Here is a 22,336-nt window from a genome sequence, read left to right as displayed (position 1 = left end):
CAGGTGAGAGGGGCACGCCGATGAGCGCTCTGCGCAAGGCGATCCAGTACCTCGGCTTCGACGTGAGCGAGCACGAGGACTACGACTACGCCGAGGACGAGCTGGCCCCGGTGACCAACCTGCACGACGTGTCCGAGGCGCGTGAGCAGGCCGCACGCAAGAGCTCCGCTCACACGGGCTCCGTGCGCACCGCGCACCACGCGCCGCGGCCTGTCCAGCCTTCGGACCTGCGCCGCATCCAGACCATCAAGCCGCGGTCGTACAACGACGCGCGCCTGATCGGCGAGGCGTTCCGCGAGGGCGTGCCGGTGATCATGAACCTGACCGAGATGTCGGACGCGGACGCGAAGCGGCTCGTCGACTTCTCCGCGGGTCTGTCGTTCGGCCTTCACGGCTCGATCGAGCGCGTCACCACGTCCGTCTTCCTGCTCTCGCCTGCGCATGTCGAGATCGGTCTGGACGACGAGCAGCACCAGGCGCAGCAGTCCTTCTACGACCAGGCTTGATCATCGTCGTGACGACCGCGGTCCACGTGCCGTCGGTTAGGCTCGTCGCGTGAGCATCATCTTCCAGGCGCTGTACTTCGTCGTCTTCCTGTTCCTGCTCTTCCTGCTGGGACGGGTGGTGCTCAGCTGGGTGCAGATGTTCGCGCGCGACTGGCGGCCCAGCGGCGCGTCCCTCGTGATCGTCGAGTCGATCTACAGCGTCACGGATCCGCCGATCCGCGTGCTCAGGTCGATCATCCCGCCGATCACGATCGGTCAGATCCGATTCGACCTGGCCGTCATCATCCTGTTCTTCGCCTGCTACATCCTGATGGCTGTGTTCCAGGGGCTGTCTTGAGGCGATCGCGGTGGGGCGGACCGCGGAACTCAAGTGCAGGCCGATACGTAAGTGAGTAGAGTGACCGAAACGACACGTCCGGTTCGACCGGACGCAGCGAGGTGGTAACCCATGGCTTTGCTGACCGCTGAGGACGTCCTGAACAAGGCGTTCTCGAAGACGAAGTACCGGGAGGGGTTCGACCAGGATGAGGTCGACGACTTCCTCGACGAGGTCGCGCACACGATCTCCGTCCTGACGGCCGAGCGCGACGACCTCGCGCAGCGGCTGTCGGCGGCGCAGGCGGCGGGACCCGTGCTCCCGGCCGTGCCGGTCGAGCAGCCGGGATCGTTGCTCGAGGCGGCGACGGACCCCGGCCAGGTCGGCGGCACCGAGATGGTGGCGATGGCGCAGAAGCTGCAGGACGAGTACGTCCGTGCCGGCGAGGAGGAACGCGACCGCATCATCGACGACGCGCGGGCCAAGGCGGAGGAGATCGTCCGTCACGCCGAGTCCGACGCGTCCACCCGGATGGATCAGCTCGCGCACGAGCGTTCGTCGGTGGAGCGCAAGATCGATGACCTGCGGCGCTTCGAGCGCGACTACCGCGCTCGTCTGAAGACGTACCTCGAGAACCTTCTGGGCGACCTGGACCACGGCGGCGTTCCCACCGGGGTCGCCGCGTCCGGACCTGCGTTCGCGTCGGTCGCGGGCATGGAGGCCGTGGTCGCCGCAGCAGCGTCGGAGGAGGCTGCGCTCGGCGTCGGCGAGGACACTGTGGGAGAGCTGCCCGACGCGTCGGCCGAGGAGGCTGCACAGGACGACGTCGAGCCCGAGGGCGACGAGGCATTCGAGCCCGCCGCTGACGTCGAGGAGTCGCCGTACGTCTACGCCCCGGCGCCCGTGACGCCGTTCGAGCCTGCGCCTGCCACGCCCTTCGATGGTGCTGTCGACGAGGCCGACGAGGCACCCGTCGAGGAGCCTGCCGCGCCCGCATGGTCGGCCGCGATGCCCAGCGCACCGCAGGACGTCAGCGCTCCTTCGCCCGAGGCGGTCGAGCCGGAGCCTGTGGCTTATCAGCCGCCTGCGGCCTCGTTCGCGGCGCCCGCGCCGTATCAGCCGCGTGTGTTCGCCGCACCCGATGAGGCGCAGGCCCCGTCGGGCGAGTCCCCGGCCGTCGTGGAGGCGGCCCCGGCCGCCCCCGCACGTCCGTCGCTGTTCGGTGCTGCAGCGCCGCAGGCAGGGTCTCCGTACGCGCCTCAGGTCGCGTCACCGTACACGCCCGAGGCATCCACTCCGCAGGAGGCGGCGCCTGCTGCCGAGGCGCAGGCCTTCCCGGAGCCCCCACGCTACGAAGCGCCCGTCACGCAGGCGACCCCCTTGTGGGCACCGACGACGCAGGCGTTCTCCCAGGCGTCGCCCGCCTCTGCTGCCTCGGTCCCGTCCGCGGCCTCCGGAGAGGGCGAGGAGGAGTCGCCGAAGTCCGACATCTACGACATCCGCTCGATCTTCGGCGATGTCGCCCCGAAGGACGACAACAGCTGACCTGAGCACAGGTGACGATGAGGGCCGGGCGGAGACGCCCGGCCCTCGTCGCGCTCGGAGCGTGTCGCCTGGCACCAGGGGTCGGGACGCCATGGCAGGATGTACGCCGACGGCTGAGACGGCGCGTCGCGCTTTGCCTGAGACGTGAAACCGGACTACTCTCACGTCACTACCGAGAAGAGGTGTGTCATGACCAGCACGGACGTGACGATCATCGAGATCGACCCGGCCGACATCAAGCCCGCCGCTGCGAAGGCGCTGGCGGTGCGGGAGGGCGACGAGCCGTGGAAGGTCTCCGAGCTCCGCGACATCGTGGTGCTCCTCAACTCGGACGTCGCTCGTCTGCTCGAGGAGTTCCGTGACACGGAGACCGAGCTCGACGACCTTCTGCACACCTCCGACGGCGCCGGCGACGATCAGGCCGACGCCGGCTCGACCGCCCTGGAGCGCGAGCAGGAGATGTCGATCGTCAACAACACGCGCGAGATGCTCGAGCAGAGCGTCGACGCGCTGCGTCGCATCAAGGCCGGTACGTTCGGCGCGTGCCAGGTGTGCGGCAACGGCATCGGCAAGGCGCGCCTGCAGGCCTTCCCGCGCGCCACGCACTGCGTCGTCTGCAAGCAGCGCGAGGAGCGTCGTTGAGCTGGCGGCCAGCCTTCTGGCTGGCCGCGATCCTCACGGTGGCGGTCGACCAGGCCACCAAGCAGTGGGCGTTGTCCGCGCTGGAACCAGGTGCGCGGCATCCGCTCGTGGGTGAGCTGCTGTCGCTTCAGCTGGTCTTCAACTCGGGTGCCGCGTTCTCGTTCGGCAACTCCTCCACGTGGATCCTCACCGTCGTCGCACTCGGGCTGACGGCGGGCATCCTCTGGTACGGCCGACGCGCCTCCGCTCCGTGGGCTGCCGTGCTGCTCGGCCTGGGCCTGGGAGGTGCGGTCGGCAACCTGATCGATCGCCTGTTCCGTGAGCCCTCGTTCGGCCAGGGCCATGTGGTCGACTTCATCAACTACGGCGACTTCTTCATCGGCAACGTCGCGGACATCGCCATCGTGGGCGCCGCGGTGTGGGCTGTGGTCGCGGGTCTGATGGGCAGGCGTCTCCTGGCGCATGAGGGCGCTCCTGGCGGTCCTGCGCCTGAGCAGTCGGCGCACGGTGTCTGACACCCGCTACCTGCCGGTGCCCGACGCGGTCGTGGGGGAGCGCGCCGACGCCGCCCTCGCGCGCATGCTGGGCATGTCGCGCACCAGGACGGCCGAGCTTCTCGAGGCAGGCGGCGCGCTGCTCGATGGTCGAGTGCTCGGCAAGTCCGACCGCGTGCACGACGGCGTGCTCGCCGTGACGATCCCCGATCAGCGCGAGCCGGCGCCGGAGCCTGAGATCCCCGGCGGGCTGACCCTCGTGTACGAGGATGCGGATCTTGTGGTCGTGGACAAGCCGGTGGGGGTGGCCGCTCACGCGTCGCCAGGCTGGACGGGTCCCACGGTCGTCGGAGGCCTTGCCTCCGCTGGCGTCACGCTCGCCGACGCGGGCCCCGCGGAGCGCAAGGGCGTCGTCCATCGGCTTGACGTCGGCACGTCTGGGCTCATGGTCGTCGCCAAGTCCGTCACCGCGTACAGCGCGCTGAAGAGGGCGTTCAAGGAGCGCACGGTCGAGAAGATCTACCACGCGGTCGCGCAAGGTCACCTGGATCCCACCGTCGGCACGATCGACGCGCCCATCGGGCGTCACCCCACGTCGGACTGGAAGTTCGCTGTGGTCGAGGGCGGCAAGGCGTCGATCACCCATTACGAGGTGCTGGAGATGTTCCCGGCGGCCTCGCTGCTCGAGATCCACCTGGAGACCGGTCGCACCCATCAGATCCGGGTGCACATGCAGGCGATGAGGCATCCTCTGGTGGGTGACCTCACGTACGGCGCGGACCCTGTTCTCGCCAAGAAGGTGGGCCTGTCCCGGCAGTGGCTTCATGCGCACGAGCTCGCCTTCGCGCACCCGGTCACCGGGGACGAGGTGCGGGTCGTGTCCGCGTACCCGGATGACCTCGCAGCCGCGCTGCAGATCCTGAGAGGTTGAGATGCACGTGTTCCCGGTGACCACGGGGGAGCAGCTGGAGCAGGCGATCGGATTGCGCATGGCCGTCTTCGTGGGCGAGCAAGGCTTCGACGCCGAGGGTGAGCGTGATCGTATCGATGACGACCCGCGCACCCTGCATGCGCTGCTCGTGGACGATTCGGGCAGCCCGGTCGGCACGGCGCGGCTTGTCGCGCCGGGATCGGACGTCTCCCATGGGATGGACGGTGGCATCGGGGGCATGGATCCCGAGGTGCCGCACATCGGGCGGGTCGTCGTGCTCTGGGCGGCGCGGGGGACCGGGGGCGGCCGTGCGCTCATGGAGCTGCTCGAGGACCAGGCGTTGGCGCGGTTCGGCGTCGATGGTCGCGTACGGGTCGAGGTGAGCGCGCAGCGCCAGGCGATGCCGTTCTACCGGCGCTTGGGCTACATGCCGTTCGGGGACTCGTACCTCGACGAGCATGTCTGGCATCAGGACGCGTACCGCATCGTGACCGCTGAGCCGCGCCCTTAGCGCGAGCGGCGGCTCAGCGCGACGGCGCCAGCGAGTCGAGCCAGTCGAGCGTGTGGGCCGTGATCTGCTCGCGCGCGTCGTCGGCGGTGATGGTGGGCGCGCCGTCCCCCGGCTGCGCGCCGTACGCGCCGAACTGCGCGTGGGTGCCGCCTTGGATGACGATGAACTTCGCGGTACCAGGCAGGTCGGCGACCGAGGCCTCGATCTTCGCCGGGGTCGCGAGGCCGTCGTTCGAGCCGGAGATCGACAGCACGGAGCCGGGGAAGGCGCTCATGTCGCCTGCGGGGTATGAGGCGTAGAAGAGGAGGCCGACGGGGGTGTCGGCCGCGTTCTCGGCCTCCATCGCGGCGACGGTCCCGCCCAGCGAGTGCCCGCCGATCGCCCACGTTGCGGTGGGATCCTGCTCCTTGGCCGCGTCGAAGCTCCCGAGAGCGAGGAAGCCGATGCCGAGCGGCTGCTTGATGATGACGACGGTGTGACCGGCCTCGGCAAGCGGGCGCAGCACGGCGGCGTACGCACGGGGGTCTACCCGTGCGCCCGGCTCGAACGCGAGCGCGACATCGCTAGCCCCGCTCGAGGGCGCGAACGTGATGAGGGTGGGCGTCTCCGTGACCGTGACCGCGTCGTCGGACTCCATCGCGGTGAGCGCCGGCTCCATGGCGCTGAACGGGCACAGCCATGCGATCAGCGCGATCCATCCGAGCCCGACGACCGCACCGATGATGCGGAGGATGCGACGCCAGCCGCGGTGGCTGCGGCGGCGCCACAGGAGGGTCGCGACTCCCGCGACCACTGCGACGAGCACGGTTCCGATGAGCAGGAGCAGGTAGGCGGGGTGGCTGTGCATGATGCCGCCCCACGACGTGGCCAGCACCCAGGCGACCACGAACAGCGCTGCGGCGGCGAGCGCCCGCTCGGTCCACAGGAGCCAGGCAGGCGTGCTCTCCTTCTGCGGGTCAGTCACGGTGGTCCTCCAAGGGTCCGTCCTCCATTGTCAGGATCCTGTCACAGCGGTGCCGCGGCTCATGGCGTTCAGAGGCGAGCGAGGTACGGGCCGAGCATGCGCTCCACGGCAGGCAGCACGGTCGCGAGTGCGTCGCCGGCCTCGAGCCGACGGGCGCCGGCGAGGATCACGCCGTTGATCAGCTCGCTTGTGAGCTCGGGCGTCGGGTCGCCGAGGTCGGCGACCGCGCGCGTCAGGGGCGCGACGAGCGTCGCGTGGAAGTGCGCGGAGCGGGCCGCGATCTCGTCGCCGGGCACCACCGTGGTGAGAGCCCTGGCGAGCGCGTGCTCGCCGTCGGCCACCATGGCGAGGTTCTCCCTGGCGTACGTCCTGACGACGTCGGCGGGGTCCGTCAGGCCGGCATACGCGCTGTCGAAACGGCGCTGCCACCGCGGGAAGGTCTCCGCGACCACGGCCGTCAGCAGATCCTCGCTGGAGGCGAAGTAGTGGTACACGCTCGACCGCGACAACCCTGCGCGTCGGCCGACCTCCCCGAGCGGAGGAACGGCGTCGGGACGCTCGTGGAGGAGCTGGACCGCCGCTTCGAGAAGCGCGGCGCGCCGCGCCGCGCTGTGCTCGGCGACCGTCGCCGCGTCGATCTTGGGCACCGCGCCTCCCCTCGCATCGTCGTGGCGTGATCACGGCGATGACGCCGCGACAGCCGACACTATCGCGTCGCGCCCGCGGAGACCTCTGCCAGCGCCTTCCGGATCCGCTTGTCCGACACGGGTCCGTCCGTGCCGAGCTGCTGCGCGAACAGCGAGACCCGGTACTCCTCGATCATCCACCGCACCTCGTCCACCTGCGCCGCGCGTGCGAGGTCGGTCCGCCCGGACTCGACCGCGGTGCGCACCGCGGCGTACTCGTCGGCGACCGCGCGCACCTTCCATGCGAGCTCCGTGTCGCGGGCCGATGCGCCGGCAGCCTTGTCCAGACGCACCTTCGCGGCCTTGAGATAGCGGGTCACGTGCCGTAGCCGTGTCAGCGGGGTGCGGCCGATGAAGCCGTCGGACACGAGGTCGGCGGACTGGGCACGCAGCTCGGCGAGCACGTTCAGGAGCGCCATCGACGTGGACGAGCGGAGCGCGGAGTCGAGGTCGCGGGCGGCTTCCAGCACAGGAAGGGCGAGGCCGACAATCGCCTGCACCTGGTCCTCGAGCCTCTCGCGGACCACGGCGCGCGCGGCGGCATACGCGTCGGCGCTGCGGATCGTCGCAGCGTCGATCTCGGTGCCGGAGCCGGGGGACGTGAGGGCGGTGACGGCAGCCAGCTGCAGGTCGTCGACGAGCGCGTCGGTGGTCCGGTACGGGGCCGAGGCGAGCAGCAGCGACTCGCGGGACGTCCAGCGTGAGGTGACGCGACCTGTCTGCAGGCCCACGTCCGCGAGCAGCAGGCGGCGCACGCCGGCCGGATGCGCGGCGTCGCGCGCGAGCGCGTCGGGCAGCACCCGCAGCGACGCGCGCGGGCCCTTCTCCGCGACGATCGCGGGGTACCCGCGGACCGCGACCCCGCCGACGACGCCCTCGACATGGTCGGGAAGCGACCCGCCGGGCAGCGTCGGCCAGGTGGTGAGACCCTCCTGCTCGGGGAGAGTGGTCGGCACGGCGGGGGTGAGGTCTGCGGGGCTCGGCTTGGCGTGCTGGTCGCCCTTGCGGTCCCGCGACGACGGGCGGGGCTGGGCGACGGCGCGGCGTACCGCTGCCTCGGTCCTGGGTGCGAGCTCCCGCTGGAGCCCGATGAGATCGGTGGACGACGACACGGTCCGCGTGCCCTCGACCGCCTCGAAGGTGACGCGCAGGTGGGACGGCAGGCGGCCGTCGACCTCGAGCCAGGCGTCGTCGGGGATGTCCACGTCCTTGGTGGCCTTGATCGCGCGCGTGAAGGCGGTGCGGAACGGCTCGGCCATGTCGCCTGCGCGCGCCATGTCGGCCCACGCGGGGGTCGCGCGGTCCAGCCAGGCGACGACGTCGCGCGCGGTGTCGGGGGCTGGGACCAGCCGACGCCGCACGGCCTTGGGCAGCGCGCGGATCGTCTCGGTGGTCAGCTCGTCGAGCAGTCCGGGCACGAGCCAGTCGAAGCCGTCGGGGACCACGCGGGGGAGCAGTGCGAGCGGGATCCGCACGCTCACCCCGTCGTGCGACGCACCAGGGTCGAACGCGTACTGGAGCGGGAGCGTGAGCTCGCCCTGTGGCCAAGCGTCGGGGAACTGATCCAGGTCCACATCTGCTTCGGGCGGCAACAGGTCGGCGCGCCGCAGGGTGAGCAGGTCGGGCGTGGACCGTGAGGCGTCCTTCCACCAGCGGTCGAAGTGCCGGGCGCTGACCACGGAGTCCGGCACGCGCTCGTCGTAGAAGTCGAACAGCGTCTCCTCGTCGGCGATCAGGCCGCGGGTGCGGGACCGCGCCTCGACCTCCTCGAGCTCGGCGAGCAGCCGCTGGTTGTCCTTCCAGAACAGGTGGTGGGTGGTCCACTCTCCTTGCACGAGCGCGTGGCGCAGGAACATGTCGCGGGCCTCGGCGGGCCGGATGCGCCCCCACAGGATCGTGCGGTCGGCGATGATCGGCACGCCGTACAGCAGGACCTTCTCGTGCGCCATCGCGGCGCCCTGCTTCGTGGACCAGTGAGGGTCCGAGTACGTGTGCTTGGCGAGCTCGCCCGCGAGCTCCTCTGCCCATTCGGGCTTGATGCTTGCCACATCGCGGGCCCACAGGCGGTTCGTCTCGACGATCTCCGCAGCCATGACGAACTCGGGCGGCCTCTTGGACAGCGGGGAGCCGGGATTGATGGCGAACCGCACGCCGCGGGAGCCCAGGTACTCGTTCGACGCGCGCTTGCGGGCCTTGCGGATCGCCGCCTGACGCTTGTCGCCCGTGAGGTGGCTGAACTCCGACGCCTTGACGTCGATGGTCTCCTGCATGCCGATCTGGGACAGCAGGCCCGCCAGCACCGACCGGTGGATCGCCTCCTCGTTCCAGACGTGGCGGAGCGCGCCCGTCGCCTTCTCGTCGCTCTCGACGGTCGCCCGCTGCGGCTTGCCCGACTGCATGGCGATGCCGAGCTGCTTGGACGCCTCGCGGATCTGCTGGACCACGTCCTGCCATTCCCGCACGCGGAGGTAGTGGAGGTGCTCGGCCTTGACCAGGCGCCTGAACGCGCTGCCGGAGAGCTCGCGGCGGCGCTCGCGGAGGTGCTCCCACAGGTTGAGGTAGGACAGCAGGTCCGACGAGGGGTCGGCGAAGCGCCGATGCATGAGGTCGGCGGCCTCGCGGTTCTCGCTAGGGCGCTCGCGGGGATCCTGGATGGACATGGCGGCCGCGATCACCGCCACCTCGTGCGCGACGCCGTGCTTCGCCGCCTCGACGATCATGCGGGCCTGGCGCGGATCCATGGGCAGCCGCGCCAGGGCGCGACCGGTCTCGGTCAGGCGGGTGCCGCCGTCTCGCTGGCTGATCGCGCCGAGCTCCGCGAGCAGGTTCATGCCGTCCCTGATCGCGCGCGTGTCGGGCGGCTCCACGAACGGGAACGACGCCATGTCCTCGGGGGAGGAGACCACGCCGACGCTGATCATCTGCAGCAGCACCGACGCGAGCGAGGTGCGCAGGATCTCGGGCTCGGTGAAGCGCGGCCGCGATTCGAAGTCTTCCTGCGAGTACAGGCGGATCGCGATGCCGTCGGCAAGACGTCCCGCGCGGCCTGAGCGCTGGTTCGCGCTCGCCTGCGAGATGGGCTCGATCGGCAGGCGCTGCACCTTGGTCGCCTTCGAGTACCGGGAGATGCGTGCCGTGCCCGGGTCCACCACGTAGTGGATCCCTGGCACCGTCAGGGAGGTCTCGGCGACGTTGGTGGACAGGACGATGCGGCGCGCGGTGTGGCGCTCGAAGACCCGGTGCTGCTCGGCGGCGGTGAGGCGGCTGTACAGCGGCAGCACCTCGATACGGCGCGGGTGCCGCGGGTTGCGGACGCGGTCGCCGTAGTGGCCCTCGAGCGCATCGGCGGCGTCGCGGATCTCCCGCTCGCCAGAGAGGAACACGAGGATGTCTCCGTCGCCCCACGTCATCAGCTCGTCGCAGGCGTCGACGATGCCGGTGACGAGGTCCTTCTCGTCACCCTTGGTCGCTCCTTCGAGCGGGCGGTAGAGGATGTCGACCGGATAGGTGCGTCCCGTGACCTCGACGACGGGGGCGACGGGCACATCGTCCCTAGCTGCGCTGGTGGACGGTGCCGGGGCGACGGCCGCGTCGACCTGGCCGAGCGCGTCGTCCGGGGGCTCGTACGGGAGCGGACCTCCCGGGGCGAAGTGCCGTGCGAAACGCTGCGAGTCGATCGTGGCCGACGTGATGATGACCTTGAGGTCGGGACGGCGCGGCAGCAGGTTGGTCAGGTAGCCGAGCAGGAAGTCGATGTTGAGGCTGCGCTCGTGCGCCTCGTCGATGATGAGGGTGTCGTAGGCGCGCAGCTCGGGGTCGCGCTGGATCTGGGCCAGCAGGACGCCGTCGGTCATGACACGTACGAGCGTCTCCGGCGACGACTCGTCGGTGAATCGCACCTGGTAGCCGACGATCCCACCGAGCGGCGTGCCGATCTCCTCGGCGATGCGCTCCGCGACGGAGCGGGCCGCGATGCGGCGTGGCTGGGTGTGGCCGATCTGGCCGGCGCGGCCGCGCCCCAGCTCCAGGCAGATCTTGGGCAGCTGGGTCGTCTTGCCCGAGCCCGTCTCGCCGGCGACGATCACGACCTGGTGCTCCGCGATGGCCTTGGCGATGTCCTCGCGGCGGGCGCTGACGGGCAGCTCCTCGGGGTAGGCGATCGTCGGCACCTCGACGGCGGATCGGGCCTGGGCGGCCGCCGCGAGCATGCGAGGATCCACGCGAGGCTGGCGGGGCGGGCCCTGCCGGTCTCGACGGCCGCGGCCGCGTGATCGGCGGTCGGGCGCGGTCCTGTCGCCGCCCTCGCCGCGGCGGCGTCGGGGAGCGCTGTCGCGGGGCTGATCGTCGGTCACGTGCACCATTGTCCCAAGGAGCCGGGGGCGACTCGCGCACGCGCCCCGCGGACCCGTCACCGGGTTCACCGGGTCGGACCGGTCGGCGGCGGGTCCGTCGCTCTCCGTGTCGTAGCCGCGGCCTAGAATCGTCCCCATGCCGGCTCGGGAGTTCAACCATCTTCATGTCCATACCGAGTACTCGATGCTGGACGGCGCGGCCCGCATCGGCGACCTGATGACCGAGGTCAAGAGCCTCGGGCAGAACGCCGTCGCCATCACCGACCACGGCTACCTCTTCGGCGCCTACGAGTTCTGGAACAAGGCGACCGCGGCCGGTGTGAAGCCGATCATCGGCATCGAGGCGTACCTCACGCCGGGCACCGCCAGGGGAGACCGCTCCCGGGTGCGCTGGGGCGAGCGGGGCCAGGAAGGCGACGACGTCTCGTCGGGCGGCGCCTACACCCACGCCACCATGTGGGCCGAGAGCACGGCAGGCATGCACAACCTCTTCCGCCTCGCGTCCTACGCCAGCCTCGAGGGCCACTTCTTCAAGGCGCGCATGGACCGCGACCTGCTCCAGCGCTTCAGCAAGGGCATCATCGCCACCACCGGCTGCCCGTCAGGCGAGGTGCAGACGAGGCTCCGCCTGGGTCAGTACGACGAGGCGCTCAAGGCTGCGGCCGAGTTCCAGGACATCTTCGGCAAGGAGAACTACTTCGTCGAGCTCATGGACCATGGGCTGTCGATCGAGACGCGCGTCTACGAGGACCTGGTGCGCATCTCCAAGGCGATCGGCGCGCCGCTGGTGGCGACGAACGACCTTCACTACACGCGTCGCGAGGACTCCAAGGCGCATGAGGCGCTGCTCTGCATCCAGTCCGGCTCCAACCTCAACGAGCCGACGTACGACCAGGGAGGCAAGCGCTTCGCGTTCTCCGGCGACGGCTACTACGTGAAGTCCGCCGAGGAGATGTGGGACCTCTGGGGAGACCGTCACCCCGAGGCGCTCACGAACACGCTCGCCATCGCCGAGCGCTGCGAGGTCGCGTTCGACACCAAGGCCGACTACATGCCCGTCTACGACTGCCCTCCGGGCGAGGACGAGCACTCGTGGTTCGTCAAGGAGGTCCAGCGTGGCCTCCACGAGCGCTACGGCGAGTCGATCCCCTCCGCAGTGCAGGAGCGCGCGAACTTCGAGATCGAGGTCATCGCGGGCAAGGGCTACCCCGGCTACTTCCTCGTGGTCGCGGACTTCATCAAGTGGGCCAAGTCGCAGGGCATCCGCGTGGGTCCCGGACGCGGCTCCGGTGCGGGCTCCATGGCGGCCTACGCCATGAGGATCACCGACCTCGACCCGCTGGTCCACCAGCTGTACTTCGAGCGCTTCCTCAACCCCGAGCGCGAGTCCAAGCCCGACTTCGACGTCGACTTCGACGAGCGTCGGCGCGCCGAGGTGATCCACTACGTCACCGACAAGTACGGCGAGGACAAGGTGTCGATGATCGTCACCTACGGCACCATCAAGGCCAAGCAGGCCCTGAAGGATGGCGCTCGCGTGCTCGGCAAGCCGTATGCGGTGGGCGAGCAGCTGACCAAGGCGTACCCCGACGCCATCATGGGCAAGGACATGCCGCTCGGCGCCGTCCACGACGAGAAGCACCCGCGCTACCACGAAGGCGCCGACTTCCGTGCGCTGCTCGAGTCGGACCCCGAGGCGCGCGACGTGATGGAGCTCGCACAGGGCCTCGAGAGCCTGAAGCGCCAGTGGGGCGTGCACGCCGCGGGCGTCATCATGTCCTCGCACCCGCTGATCGACATCATCCCGATCATGCGCCGCGAGCAGGACGGCGCGATCATCACCCAGTTCGACTACCCGACGTGCGAGACCCTCGGCCTGGTCAAGATGGACTTCCTCGGCCTGCGCAACCTCACGATCCTGGACGACGCGCTCGACAACATCGTCGACAACGGCAAGGACCCGCTGGTCCTCGAGGATCTGCCGCTCGAGGACGAGGGCACCTTCCGGCTGCTGCAGAGCGGCGACACGCTGGGCGTGTTCCAGCTCGACGGCCTGGCGATGCGCTCGCTGCTGCGCCAGATGCGCCCGGACACCTTCGAGGACATCTCCGCCGTCCTGGCGCTCTACCGTCCAGGCCCGATGGGCATGAACTCCCACACCAACTACGCCGAGCGCAAGAACGGCCGCCAGCAGATCGCCCCGATCCATCCGGAGCTCGACGAGCCGCTCAAGGAGGTCCTGGGCATCACCTACGGCCTCATCGTGTACCAGGAGCAGGTGCAGCGCATCGCGCAGATCGTCGCCGGCTACACCCTGGGCGCCGCAGACCTGCTGCGTCGCGCGATGGGCAAGAAGAAGAAGGAGATCCTCGACAAGGAGTTCGAGCCCTTCAAGAACGGTGCGCTCGAACGCGGCTACTCCCTCGAGGCGATCAACGCGTTGTGGGAGACCATGCTGCCGTTCGCGGACTACGCCTTCAACAAGGCCCACACCGCTGCGTACGGCGTCCTGTCCTTCTGGACCGCGTACCTCAAGGCGCACTACCCGACCGAGTACATGGCGGCGCTGCTCACGTCGGTCGGCACCGACAAGGACAAGTCGGCCCTCTACCTGGCCGAATGTCGTCGCATGGGCATCAGCGTGCTCACCCCCGACGTCAACGAGTCGCGTGCGTTCTTCTCCGCGGTGGGCAGCGACATCCGCTTCGGCATGGCCGCCGTGCGCAACGTCGGCGCGAACGTCGTCGCCGAGATCGTCAAGGCCCGCGAGGAGAAGGGCCGGTTCACGTCCTTCTCCGACTTCCTCGACAAGGTCCCTGCGGCGGTGTGCAACAAGCGCACCATCGACTCGCTGATCAAGGCCGGCGCGTTCGACTCCCTAGGCCACACTCGGCGCTCCCTCAACGCCGTGCATGAGCAGGCCATCGACTCCGTGGTGGGCGTCAAGCGCCAGGAGGCCACCGGCCAGTTCGACCTCTTCGGAATGGATGAGGAGCTGGGCGGCGGTGTCTCGGTCGTGGTGCCGCCGATCGACGAGTGGGACAAGAAGACGCTGCTCAACCTCGAGCGGGACATGCTCGGGCTCTACGTGTCCGACCATCCGCTGTCGGGGCTGGAGAACGTCCTACGCTCCGAGGCGTCGCATCAGATCCTCACCGCGACCCCCGCGCATGGAGTCTCCGACGGCGACCAGGTGACCTTCGCGGGCCTGCTCACCAGGGTCGACCGCCGCATCGCCAAGTCAGGCAACGCCTACGCGATCGTCACCCTCGAGGACTTGTCGGGTGAGACGGAGATCTCGTTCTTCGGCAAGACCTACGAGACATACGCCAGGGACCTCTCGGACGACGCGGTGCTGGTCATCAAGGCACGGGCCCGCGAGCGCGGCGACGGAGGCATGCAGTACTCGGCCGTCGAGCTCAGGGTCCCCAACCTGCAGGTCCAGGACATGTCGCCGCTGGTCATCACGTTGCCGGCCGTGCGCGCCACGCCACCCGTCGTCGAGGAGGTGAGGTCCATCCTCACCTCGCACCCCGGCGGAATCGAGGTGAAGCTGGTCCTCACAGGATCGGGCGACCCGGTGACGGTGGCCGTGGCCGACCAGTACCGTGTCTCGCGCTCGAGCGCGCTCTACGGTGACCTGAAGGCGGTGCTGGGCCCCGGCTGCCTCGCCTGATGCTCCTCGATCGGGGTGGATGGTCGCGGACCTCGGCGGCGCGTCGGCCTCGTTCCAGCGGCCGCGCGGCCGCGTCTGCCCGGTAGCGTCGTACCGTGACCCCGGAGCTCTGGCAGCGCGCCGAAGGCGCGGTGATCGCCCTCGTCGCGCTCGCGGGCGCGCTCGCGCTCGGCGGATGGTGGTGGCCGCTGGTGCTGTTCCTCGTGTACGACCTCAGTGCGCTGGGGTACGTGGCGGGCACCCGCGTGGGCGCCTTCGTCTACAACCTGGTGCACGCATACGCTCTGCCGTCGCTGCTGCTTCTCTGGGGCGTGACGGTCCACGGCTGGGACGCGTCCAGCTGGTCCCGCTGGCTGCTCCTCATCGCCGTCTCATGGTTCTTCCACGTGGGTGTCGATCGCGCGCTCGGGTACGGGCTCAAGCACGATGATTCGTTCCAGCACACCCACCTGGGCTGGATCGGGCGTGGACGCCCCGAGGGCTGACCTCAGGCGTCGGGTCCCGCAGGGCGGGGCACCGCGCGCCATTAGGCTGGTCGCATGCTGAGCCGTATCGATCTGCGCGACCGTGACCTCACCGCTCGAGAGCTGCTCGAGGTGGTCCCTCGGGCCGAGGTCGACGTGGCGGCGGCGCTGCGTACCGTGGAGCCGATCCTCGCGGACGTCCGCGAGCGAGGTGAGACCGCGCTGCGCGAGTACGGCGAGCGCTTCGACGGCGCCGTGCCCGAGTCCCTGCGCGTGCCTTCGGCGCAGATCGAGTCGGCGCTCGCGACGCTCGACCCTGCCGTGCGCGATGGGCTCGAGGAGGCGATCGTCCGGGTACGCGCATTCCATGTGGCGACCGTGCCGCCGCCCGTGTCCGTGCAGCTGGCGCCGGGCGCGACGGTGTCGCAGAAGTGGATCCCCGTGGCACGTGTGGGTCTCTATGTGCCGGGCGGGCTGGCGGTGTACCCGAGCTCCGTCGTCATGAACGTCGTGGCCGCGCAGGCGGCGGGGGTCACGGCGATCGCCGTCACGAGCCCCCCGCAGCGTGAGTTCGGCGGCTCGGTGCACCCGACGATCCTCGCCGCATGCGCGCTGCTGGGCATCGACGAGGTCTACGCAGTGGGAGGCGCCCAGGCGATCGGCATGCTCGCCTATGGAGCCGCAGCGGACGACGGCGGTGTCCTGTGCGAACCGGTCGACGTCATCACGGGCCCCGGCAACGTGTACGTGGCCGCCGCGAAGCGGGCGGTCAACGGCGTCGTCGGCATCGACTCGGAGGCTGGGCCCACGGAGATCGCGATCATTGCCGACGACTCGGCGGACGCGGACCTGGTGGCGGCCGATCTGCTCAGCCAGGCCGAGCACGACCCGATGGCGGGCTCGGTGCTCATCACCGACGACGAGGACCTGGCCGAACGTGTGGAGCAGGCGTTGCTGCGGCGCGCGGAGGCGACGAAGCATGTGGCGCGCACCAAGGAGGCGCTGACAGGCGTGCAGAGCGCCGTGATCCTCACCGGAAGCCTGGACCAGTCGATCCTGGTGGCCGACGCGTACGGTGCCGAGCACCTGGAGATCCACACGCGGGACGCGCGCGAGGTCGCGGGCCGGATCCGCAATGCGGGCGCGATCTTCGTGGGTGCGCACAGCCCGGTCCCGCTCGGCGACTACCTCGCGGGTTCCAACCACGTGCTGCCCACGGGCGGCACCGCACGGTTCGCCTCGGGTCTCAACGTCACGAGCTTCCTCAAGGCGGTGTCGGTCATCGAGTACGACGCGGAGGCTCTGGCGGCCGTCGGGGCGAAGGTGGTCGCGCTCGCGAACGCAGAGGATCTTCCCGCGCACGGCGAGGCCATCGCTGCGAGGCTTGAGCGCCGCTGACCTCGCTTGTGGCGGGCTCCCTACGGCGGCGACGCGCGGTCAGCGCACGCCGAGCACGAAGGGCAGCACCGCGGCGGCGCCTGCGAGTCGCACCTCGCGTGCGGCGACGGTGAGCGTCCATCCCGAGTCGGTCGAGTCGTCGACCATCAGGACCCTGGCCTGTGCAAGCTCAGCTCCGGGCTCGGGTGCCAGCCTCAGCCGGCCCACGACCCCCGCGAGCCGCTGCGCGGAGTTCACGTCGTGCCGCATCGGTTCCTCCCGACCGGCGGCTGGGGCCACCCAGCCGAGGACCGGCACGCCGAGGTACCGTGCGAGGCCGTTCACCAGGTGCGTGTTCATGCGAGGCCTCGTGGTGGAGGCGACTCCGACCACGCCGTCGAGGCGTCCGCGCTGCTCCCACTCGTCGAGCACCCGCGCCGCCGCGTGCCTCAGCGACGCAGGCGTCTCCTCGTCGACAGGCGCGCCATCCTCGCCGCGCGCGGCGAATATGTCCCGCAGCGCTCCGGACCAGCCGAGGCCGTCGAGACGTGCGATCGCGCGCCCCGTCTCCGCCATCTCGTCCGCGGGGATGCGGCCACGAAGGCTCACGCCGAGGCTCTCCATGCCGCTGGGCCACTGCCGTCGTGGGACGATCTCGGTGCCGACGCGGTCGAGCCCGGTCCGCGCCGCGGCGACGGCCTCGGCGGTGGGCGGCTGTGGCAGTGCGACGCCGCCGCATACGTCGCATCGACCGCACGTCCATCCGTCGTCGAGCTCGGGATCGTCGAGCGAGCGTCGCAGGAACGCCATGCGGCACGTCCTCGCCTGCTGGTACGCGACCATGGTGCGCTGCTCCGCGAGTCGCGCCTGCTGGACGCGCGCGTACCGTGCCGCGTCGTACTCCCAGGGGCGGCCGGTGGCGAGCCAGCCGCCGGAGACCCGACGCACCGCGCCGTCGACGTCGAGCACCTTGAGCATCGCCTCGAGGCGGGATCGGCTCAGGTCCACCATCGACTCGAGCGTGGGGATGCTCGTGGGCCGCTCCGGATCGAGCGCCGCGAGCGTCGTGCGCACGGTGTCCTCCTCGGGGAAGGCCTGGGATCCGAACCAGTCCCAGATGGCGCGGTCCTCGCGGCCGGGAAGCAGCGCGACGACGGCACGATCCACTCCTCGTCCGGCGCGGCCCACCTGCTGGTAGTAGGCGATCGGGGACGACGGTGCGCCCAGGTGGACCACGAAGGCGAGGTCGGGCTTGTCGAAGCCCATCCCCAGGGCCGACGTCGCGACGAGCGCCTTCACCCGGTTCTCCTTGAGGTCCTGCTCGAGGCGCTCGCGCTCGGCCGGGTCGGTGCGGCCGGTGTACGCGCCGACCTCGAGGCCCGCGGCCCGCAGCTGCGAGGCGAGCTCCTCGGCCGCGGAGACCGTCAAGCAGTACACGATGCCGGACCCGGTCATGGAGCCGAGCGACTGGACGAGCCATGCGACCCTCGCCGCCGGGTCCGGGAGGTCCAGCACCGCGAGGTGGAGCGACTCGCGATCGAGCGCACCGCGCAGCACCATGACGTCGGCCGGCGCGCCTCCTCCTGTCACGCCCAGCTGCTCAGCGACGTCCGTAGTCACCCGCGCGTTCGCGGTGGCGGTGGTGGCGAGCACAGGGATGCCGACGGGGAGGTCGGCGAGCAGCGTGCGGATGCGTCGGTAGTCGGGCCGGAAGTCGTGTCCCCAGTCGCTGATGCAGTGGGCCTCGTCGATCACGACGAGACCGGCGTCGGCGGCGAGCCGGGGGAGCACCTCGTCACGGAACTGCGGGTTGTTGAGCCGTTCAGGGGAGCACAGCAGCACGTCCACCTCGCCTGCGGCGATGGCGGCATGCACCTGGTCCCACTCGGTGACGTTCGCGGAGTTCACGGTGACGGCACGGATGCCGGCCCGCGCCGCGGCGGAGATCTGGTCGCGCATGAGCGCGAGCAGGGGAGAGACGATCACGGTCGGCCCCGCGCCTGCGTCGCGGAGCAGGCGCGTGGCCACGAAGTAGACCGCGGACTTTCCCCACCCCGTGCGTTGGACCACGAGTGTGCGAGCCTGGCGCGCGACGAGGGCCTCGATCGCCGTCCACTGGTCGGCGCGCAGCCGGGCGTCGTCCCGTCCCACGAGACGGCGCAGCGCGGCCTCCGCGTCGTCCCTGAGCGATGTCGCCCCCGTGGAGGCGTGGAGCGAGGGGGCAGGCGCGTCGGTCATGCCCCGAGCGTAGGACGTGCGTCGGACATCGCCGCGCGTCGCGGGGACACGCCCGGCATTGGTGTGCGAAGGTCGGGAGTTGGGCTAGCCTCACTTTTCAACCTCGACCTCGGTGGTCGACGCGAAGGAGTCCCCGTGAACGCATTGGACGTCGAGGCGCGTGCGCGACGCGTGGCGTCGCTGCCGCGTCGCATCGGCGGGCTGCTCGGCCCTGCCTTCGTCGCCGCGATCGCGTACGTGGATCCCGGCAACGTCGCCGCGAACCTCACGGCAGGCGCCGAGTACGGATATCTGCTCATGTGGGTGCTGGTCGTCTCGAATGCGATGGCGGTGTTCATCCAGTACTCGTCGGCGAAGCTGGGTCTCGTGACCGGCAGCAGCCTCCCGGAGCTCCTGGGTCGCCGGCTGGGCAAGGGCTCGCGGATCGCGTTCTGGGTCCAGGCGGAGATCGTCGCGGCGGCCACGGACCTCGCGGAGGTCATCGGCGGCGCGATCGCGCTGAGCCTGCTCTTCGACATCCCGCTGGTGCTCGGTGGCCTGATCGTGGGCATCATCTCCCTGGGCCTGCTGCGCGTGCAGTCGCAGCGCGGTCAACGGCCGTTCGAGTTCGTGATCATGGCATTGCTGTCGATCATCGCCGTGGGCTTCCTGGTGGGCCTGCTGTTCACCGACACGCAGTGGGGGGAGGCGGCGCAGGGCCTGGTGCCGCGGTTCCAGGGCGCGCCGACCGTGCTGCTCGCCGCCTCGATGCTGGGCGCCACCGTGATGCCGCATGCGATCTACCTGCACAGCTCGCTGTCGCGCGACCGCCACGGCAGCGGCCACGGCCACAGCCGCCTCAAGGAGCTGCTGCACGCGACCAAGTGGGACGTGGCGCTGAGCCTTGCGATCGCGGGGACGGTGAACATCGGCATGCTCATGCTCGCCGCGGGCGCGCTCCGCGGCGTCGGAGGCACCGACTCGATCGACGGCGCCTACCACGCGATCGAGCGCGCGCTCGGCCCGATCGTCGCGGCCGCATTCGGGGTCGGGCTGCTCGCCTCGGGGCTGGCGTCCACGTCCGTGGGGTGCTACGCGGGATCATCGATCATGAGCGGGCTGATCCACCGTCGGATCCCGCTCGCGCTGCGGCGCTCGATCACCCTGATCCCCGCGTTGATCATCCTCGGCAGCGGGCTGAGCCCCACGTGGGCGCTGGTCGTCTCGCAGGTCGTCCTGAGCGTCGGCATCCCGTTCGCGCTCGTGCCGCTGGTGCGTCTCATCTCCGATCGTGAGGTCATGGGCATGCACGTGGCGGGGGCGGGCACCAGGACCGTCGCGTGGAGCATCCTGGGTGCGATCGTGGCGCTGAACGCGGTGCTGCTGGTGCTCACCGTCGCGGGCGACGTGGGCGTCGGCTGAGCGTCGGCTGAGCGTCGAGCCGCCACTAGACTCGCTCGCATGACCCTCCCGCTCCGCCCGGACCTTGCGGGCCTCACGCCTTACGGCGCACCTCAGCTGTCCGTGAAGGCGCGCCTGAACGTCAACGAGAACCCGTACGCGCCGCCGTCGGTCGTGGTCGACGCGATCACCACCGCCGTCCGCAAGGCGTGCGTGGAGTTGAACCGCTACCCGGACCGTGACGCGGTAGGGCTGCGCACCGACCTGGCCCGCTACCTGGCCGTCGAGTCGCACGCGGACTTCCTGCGTGCTGACAACGTCTGGGCGGCGAACGGCTCCAACGAGGTGATGCTGCACCTCCATCAGGCGTTCGGCGGGCCGGGTCGGAAGGTGCTGAGCTTCGCGCCCACGTACTCGATGTACCCCGAGTACGCGCGCGACACCCTCACCGAGTACGTCACGCTGCCACGCAGGGACGACTTCACGCTGGACGTGGACGCGGCCGTGGCGGCGATCGCGGAGATCCAGCCGGTCATGGTGCTCGTCGCGAGCCCCAACAACCCGACGGGCACCGCGCTGCCGCTGAGCGAGGCTGCGGCGCTGTGCCGTGCGGCGGCGGAGGTGCCGGGCGGCTGCGTGGTGGTCGTGGACGAGGCCTACGCCGAGTTCCGTCATCGCGGCGTGCCGAGCGCGCTCAGCCTCATGCCTGAGCACTGGAATCTCGTCGTGAGCCGCACGATGTCCAAGGCGTTCGCGCTGGCGGGGGGGCGGCTCGGCTACCTGGCCGCGACGCCTGAGGTGATCGACGCGCTGCAGATCGTCCGTCTGCCGTACCACCTGAGCGAGATCACGCAGGCGACGGCGCGGGCCGCTCTGGCTCATCACAGGGACCTGCAGGCGCAGGTGGACGAGATCAGGGCCGAACGGGACGACACCGTCGCGTGGCTGAGGGCTCAGGGCTTCACGGTGGCCGACACGGACGCGAACTTCGCGCTCTTCGGCCCGTTCGAGGACCGCAAGAAGGTGTTCGAGGGTCTTCTGGAGCGCGGCGTGCTGATCCGCGTGACAGGTCCCGAAGGTTGGCTGCGGGTGTCGATCGGCACGGCGCAGGAGATGGCGCTGTTCCGCAGCGCGCTGCTGGAGGTTGTCGCATGAGCCGCACGGGTCGCATCGAACGGGCCACGAGCGAGTCGCAGGTGCTCGTCGAGCTGGATCTGGACGGAGCGGGGGTCACGGACATCGATACCGGAGTGCCGTTCTACGACCACATGCTGACGGCGCTCGGCAAGCACTCGCTGATGAACCTCACGGTGAAGGCGACGGGCGACGTCCACATCGACTCCCACCACACGGTGGAGGATGTCGCGATCTGCATCGGCGAGGCGCTCAAGCAGGCGTTGGGGGACAAGGCCGGGATCTCTCGTTTCGGCGACGCTCTCGTGCCGCTCGACGAGGCGCTCGCGCAGTGCGTGGTCGATGTGTCCGGTCGGCCGTACTTCGTGCACACGGGCGAGCCCGTGGGCCAGGCGACGCACCTGATCGGCGGGAACTACGCGGGTTCGCTCACGGCGCACGCGCTCGAGTCGATCGCGCATCACGCGGGCATCTGCGTGCACATGCGCGTGCTGTCGGGCCGCGATCCGCACCACATCGTCGAGGCGCAGTTCAAGGCGTTGGCGCGTGCGCTGCGCGCCGCCGTGGCCGACGACCCGCGCGTCACCGGCATCCCGTCCACGAAGGGCGCGCTCTAGTGGCGTACGCCGAGATCCTCGCGGTGTTCACGCCGGTGATGGATCAGAGGGTCCTCGCCGCGGTCATGGCGATGGGCGGCTGCAAAGGGCGTGTCATCCTGACGTCAGGGGGCTCGCTCGGTGTGCTGGACGACACGTCGGACGAGATGGCCGCCCGTGTCGGCCAGGTCGTGTCCAACTTCGTCAAGGAGATGCCTGTGGTCGTGCTCGACCGTCGGGACGGCCAGATCTCCGCGGTGCAGTGGATGCAGGGCGTGCGCGGGCAGTCGTTGCCTCCGGGCCTGGCCCTTGACAGCGCCCCCGGCGTGGTGCTGACGCTGCTGTCCGGCGGTCAGGAGTTCGACGAGGTCGCGGGCCTGCATGAGGACAAGGTCGCGGACGCGAGGATGTCCAAGTGGCAGGCGTTCCGTTCCCTGCGGGCGATCGCGAAGGACGCGAGGGGGCGCATGGCCTCGGGTCCCGCGGAGGACGGCTCGCAGCAGGGCTGACGCGGGATCCGCGCC

18 protein-coding genes are annotated in these 22,336 nt (G+C 70.3%); 14 read left to right on the top strand and 4 right to left on the bottom strand.

From position 1 onward, the window contains the following. Positions 1–20: 20 nt before the first annotated feature. The 7 genes from RN607_RS08400 (at position 21) to RN607_RS08370 (ending at position 4,945) form a co-directional block, all read left to right on the top strand. On the top strand, positions 21–506 hold the full coding sequence (locus RN607_RS08400; protein ID WP_313496179.1) for a cell division protein SepF: 486 nt from the start codon (positions 21–23) through the stop codon (positions 504–506). Between the two features lie 49 nt (positions 507–555). Beyond that, complete coding sequence (locus RN607_RS08395; protein WP_313496177.1) at positions 556–843, top strand: YggT family protein; 288 nt, start codon at positions 556–558, stop codon at positions 841–843. Positions 844–954: 111 nt separating this feature from the next. Continuing rightward, on the top strand, positions 955–2,367 hold the full coding sequence (locus RN607_RS08390; protein WP_313541836.1) for a DivIVA domain-containing protein: 1,413 nt from the start codon (positions 955–957) through the stop codon (positions 2,365–2,367). Between the two features lie 189 nt (positions 2,368–2,556). Next, entirely contained in the window at positions 2,557–3,009 is a 453-nt protein-coding gene (locus RN607_RS08385) for a TraR/DksA family transcriptional regulator (RefSeq protein WP_313496173.1), read from the top strand. After that, positions 3,006–3,524, top strand: a complete 519-nt coding sequence (lspA, locus tag RN607_RS08380) for a signal peptidase II (RefSeq protein WP_313541834.1) — start codon at positions 3,006–3,008, stop codon at positions 3,522–3,524. Before RN607_RS08385 ends, lspA begins: the two co-directional genes overlap by 4 nt. Beyond that, positions 3,517–4,434 carry an RluA family pseudouridine synthase gene (locus tag RN607_RS08375; RefSeq protein ID WP_313496169.1) on the top strand — a complete coding sequence of 306 codons (918 nt, stop codon included), beginning with the start codon at positions 3,517–3,519 and terminating at the stop codon, positions 4,432–4,434. The genes lspA and RN607_RS08375 overlap by 8 nt, the downstream gene beginning before the upstream one ends. Before the next feature lies 1 nt (position 4,435). Further along, positions 4,436–4,945 (top strand): GNAT family N-acetyltransferase, encoded by a 510-nt coding sequence (locus RN607_RS08370; protein WP_313541831.1) that lies wholly within the window; start codon positions 4,436–4,438, stop codon positions 4,943–4,945. 13 nt (positions 4,946–4,958) lie between these two features. On the opposite strand, the gene RN607_RS08365 is transcribed toward RN607_RS08370, so the two are convergent. The 3 genes from RN607_RS08365 to hrpA all read right to left on the bottom strand — a co-directional run bounded on the left by RN607_RS08365 (position 4,959) and on the right by hrpA (position 10,956). Beyond that, entirely contained in the window at positions 4,959–5,909 is a 951-nt protein-coding gene (locus RN607_RS08365; protein ID WP_313541828.1) for an alpha/beta hydrolase, read from the bottom strand. A gap of 68 nt (positions 5,910–5,977) precedes the next feature. Further along, complete coding sequence (locus RN607_RS08360; RefSeq protein WP_313496163.1) at positions 5,978–6,556, bottom strand: TetR/AcrR family transcriptional regulator; 579 nt, start codon at positions 6,554–6,556, stop codon at positions 5,978–5,980. A 59-nt stretch (positions 6,557–6,615) separates the two neighbouring features. Beyond that, positions 6,616–10,956, bottom strand: coding sequence for an ATP-dependent RNA helicase HrpA (gene hrpA / locus RN607_RS08355; protein ID WP_376784143.1), 4,341 nt, complete (start codon positions 10,954–10,956; stop codon positions 6,616–6,618). 127 nt (positions 10,957–11,083) lie between these two features. On the opposite strand from hrpA, the gene dnaE reads away from it, so the two are divergent. The 3 genes from dnaE (at position 11,084) to hisD (ending at position 16,485) form a co-directional block, all read left to right on the top strand. After that, positions 11,084–14,623 carry a DNA polymerase III subunit alpha gene (gene dnaE / locus RN607_RS08350; protein ID WP_313496159.1) on the top strand — a complete coding sequence of 1,180 codons (3,540 nt, stop codon included), beginning with the start codon at positions 11,084–11,086 and terminating at the stop codon, positions 14,621–14,623. 95 nt (positions 14,624–14,718) lie between these two features. Further along, positions 14,719–15,108 carry a DUF4260 family protein gene (locus tag RN607_RS08345; protein ID WP_313496158.1) on the top strand — a complete coding sequence of 130 codons (390 nt, stop codon included), beginning with the start codon at positions 14,719–14,721 and terminating at the stop codon, positions 15,106–15,108. A 54-nt stretch (positions 15,109–15,162) separates the two neighbouring features. After that, a complete protein-coding gene (gene hisD / locus RN607_RS08340) occupies positions 15,163–16,485 on the top strand; it encodes a histidinol dehydrogenase (RefSeq protein WP_313541823.1) in 1,323 nt (440 codons plus the stop codon). Between the two features lie 39 nt (positions 16,486–16,524). Here the strand turns inward: hisD and RN607_RS08335 are convergent, their stop codons facing one another. Further along, positions 16,525–18,702, bottom strand: coding sequence for a RecQ family ATP-dependent DNA helicase (locus RN607_RS08335; RefSeq protein ID WP_313541821.1), 2,178 nt, complete (start codon positions 18,700–18,702; stop codon positions 16,525–16,527). A gap of 144 nt (positions 18,703–18,846) precedes the next feature. Between RN607_RS08335 and RN607_RS08330 the strand changes: the two genes are divergently transcribed. From RN607_RS08330 to RN607_RS08315, 4 genes are read left to right on the top strand one after another with little or no spacing between them, the layout of a single operon-like run. Next, entirely contained in the window at positions 18,847–20,103 is a 1,257-nt protein-coding gene (locus RN607_RS08330) for an Nramp family divalent metal transporter (RefSeq protein ID WP_313545408.1), read from the top strand. 39 nt (positions 20,104–20,142) lie between these two features. Further along, a complete protein-coding gene (locus tag RN607_RS08325) occupies positions 20,143–21,237 on the top strand; it encodes a histidinol-phosphate transaminase (protein WP_313541819.1) in 1,095 nt (364 codons plus the stop codon). Further along, on the top strand, positions 21,234–21,833 hold the full coding sequence (gene hisB, locus RN607_RS08320) for an imidazoleglycerol-phosphate dehydratase HisB (RefSeq protein ID WP_313496153.1): 600 nt from the start codon (positions 21,234–21,236) through the stop codon (positions 21,831–21,833). The genes RN607_RS08325 and hisB overlap by 4 nt, the downstream gene beginning before the upstream one ends. Then, positions 21,833–22,321: a hypothetical protein gene (locus tag RN607_RS08315; RefSeq protein ID WP_313541817.1), complete on the top strand. Its 489-nt coding sequence runs from the start codon at positions 21,833–21,835 to the stop codon at positions 22,319–22,321. The genes hisB and RN607_RS08315 overlap by 1 nt, the downstream gene beginning before the upstream one ends. Positions 22,322–22,336: the final 15 nt, after the last annotated feature.

It is taken from the genome of Demequina capsici, assembly GCF_032102965.1.
GTDB classification, from domain to species: Bacteria; Actinomycetota; Actinomycetes; order Actinomycetales; family Demequinaceae; genus Demequina; species Demequina capsici.
The sequence above is the reverse complement of the archived record's forward strand: the minus strand, read 5'-3'. Positions and strand labels throughout refer to the sequence as shown.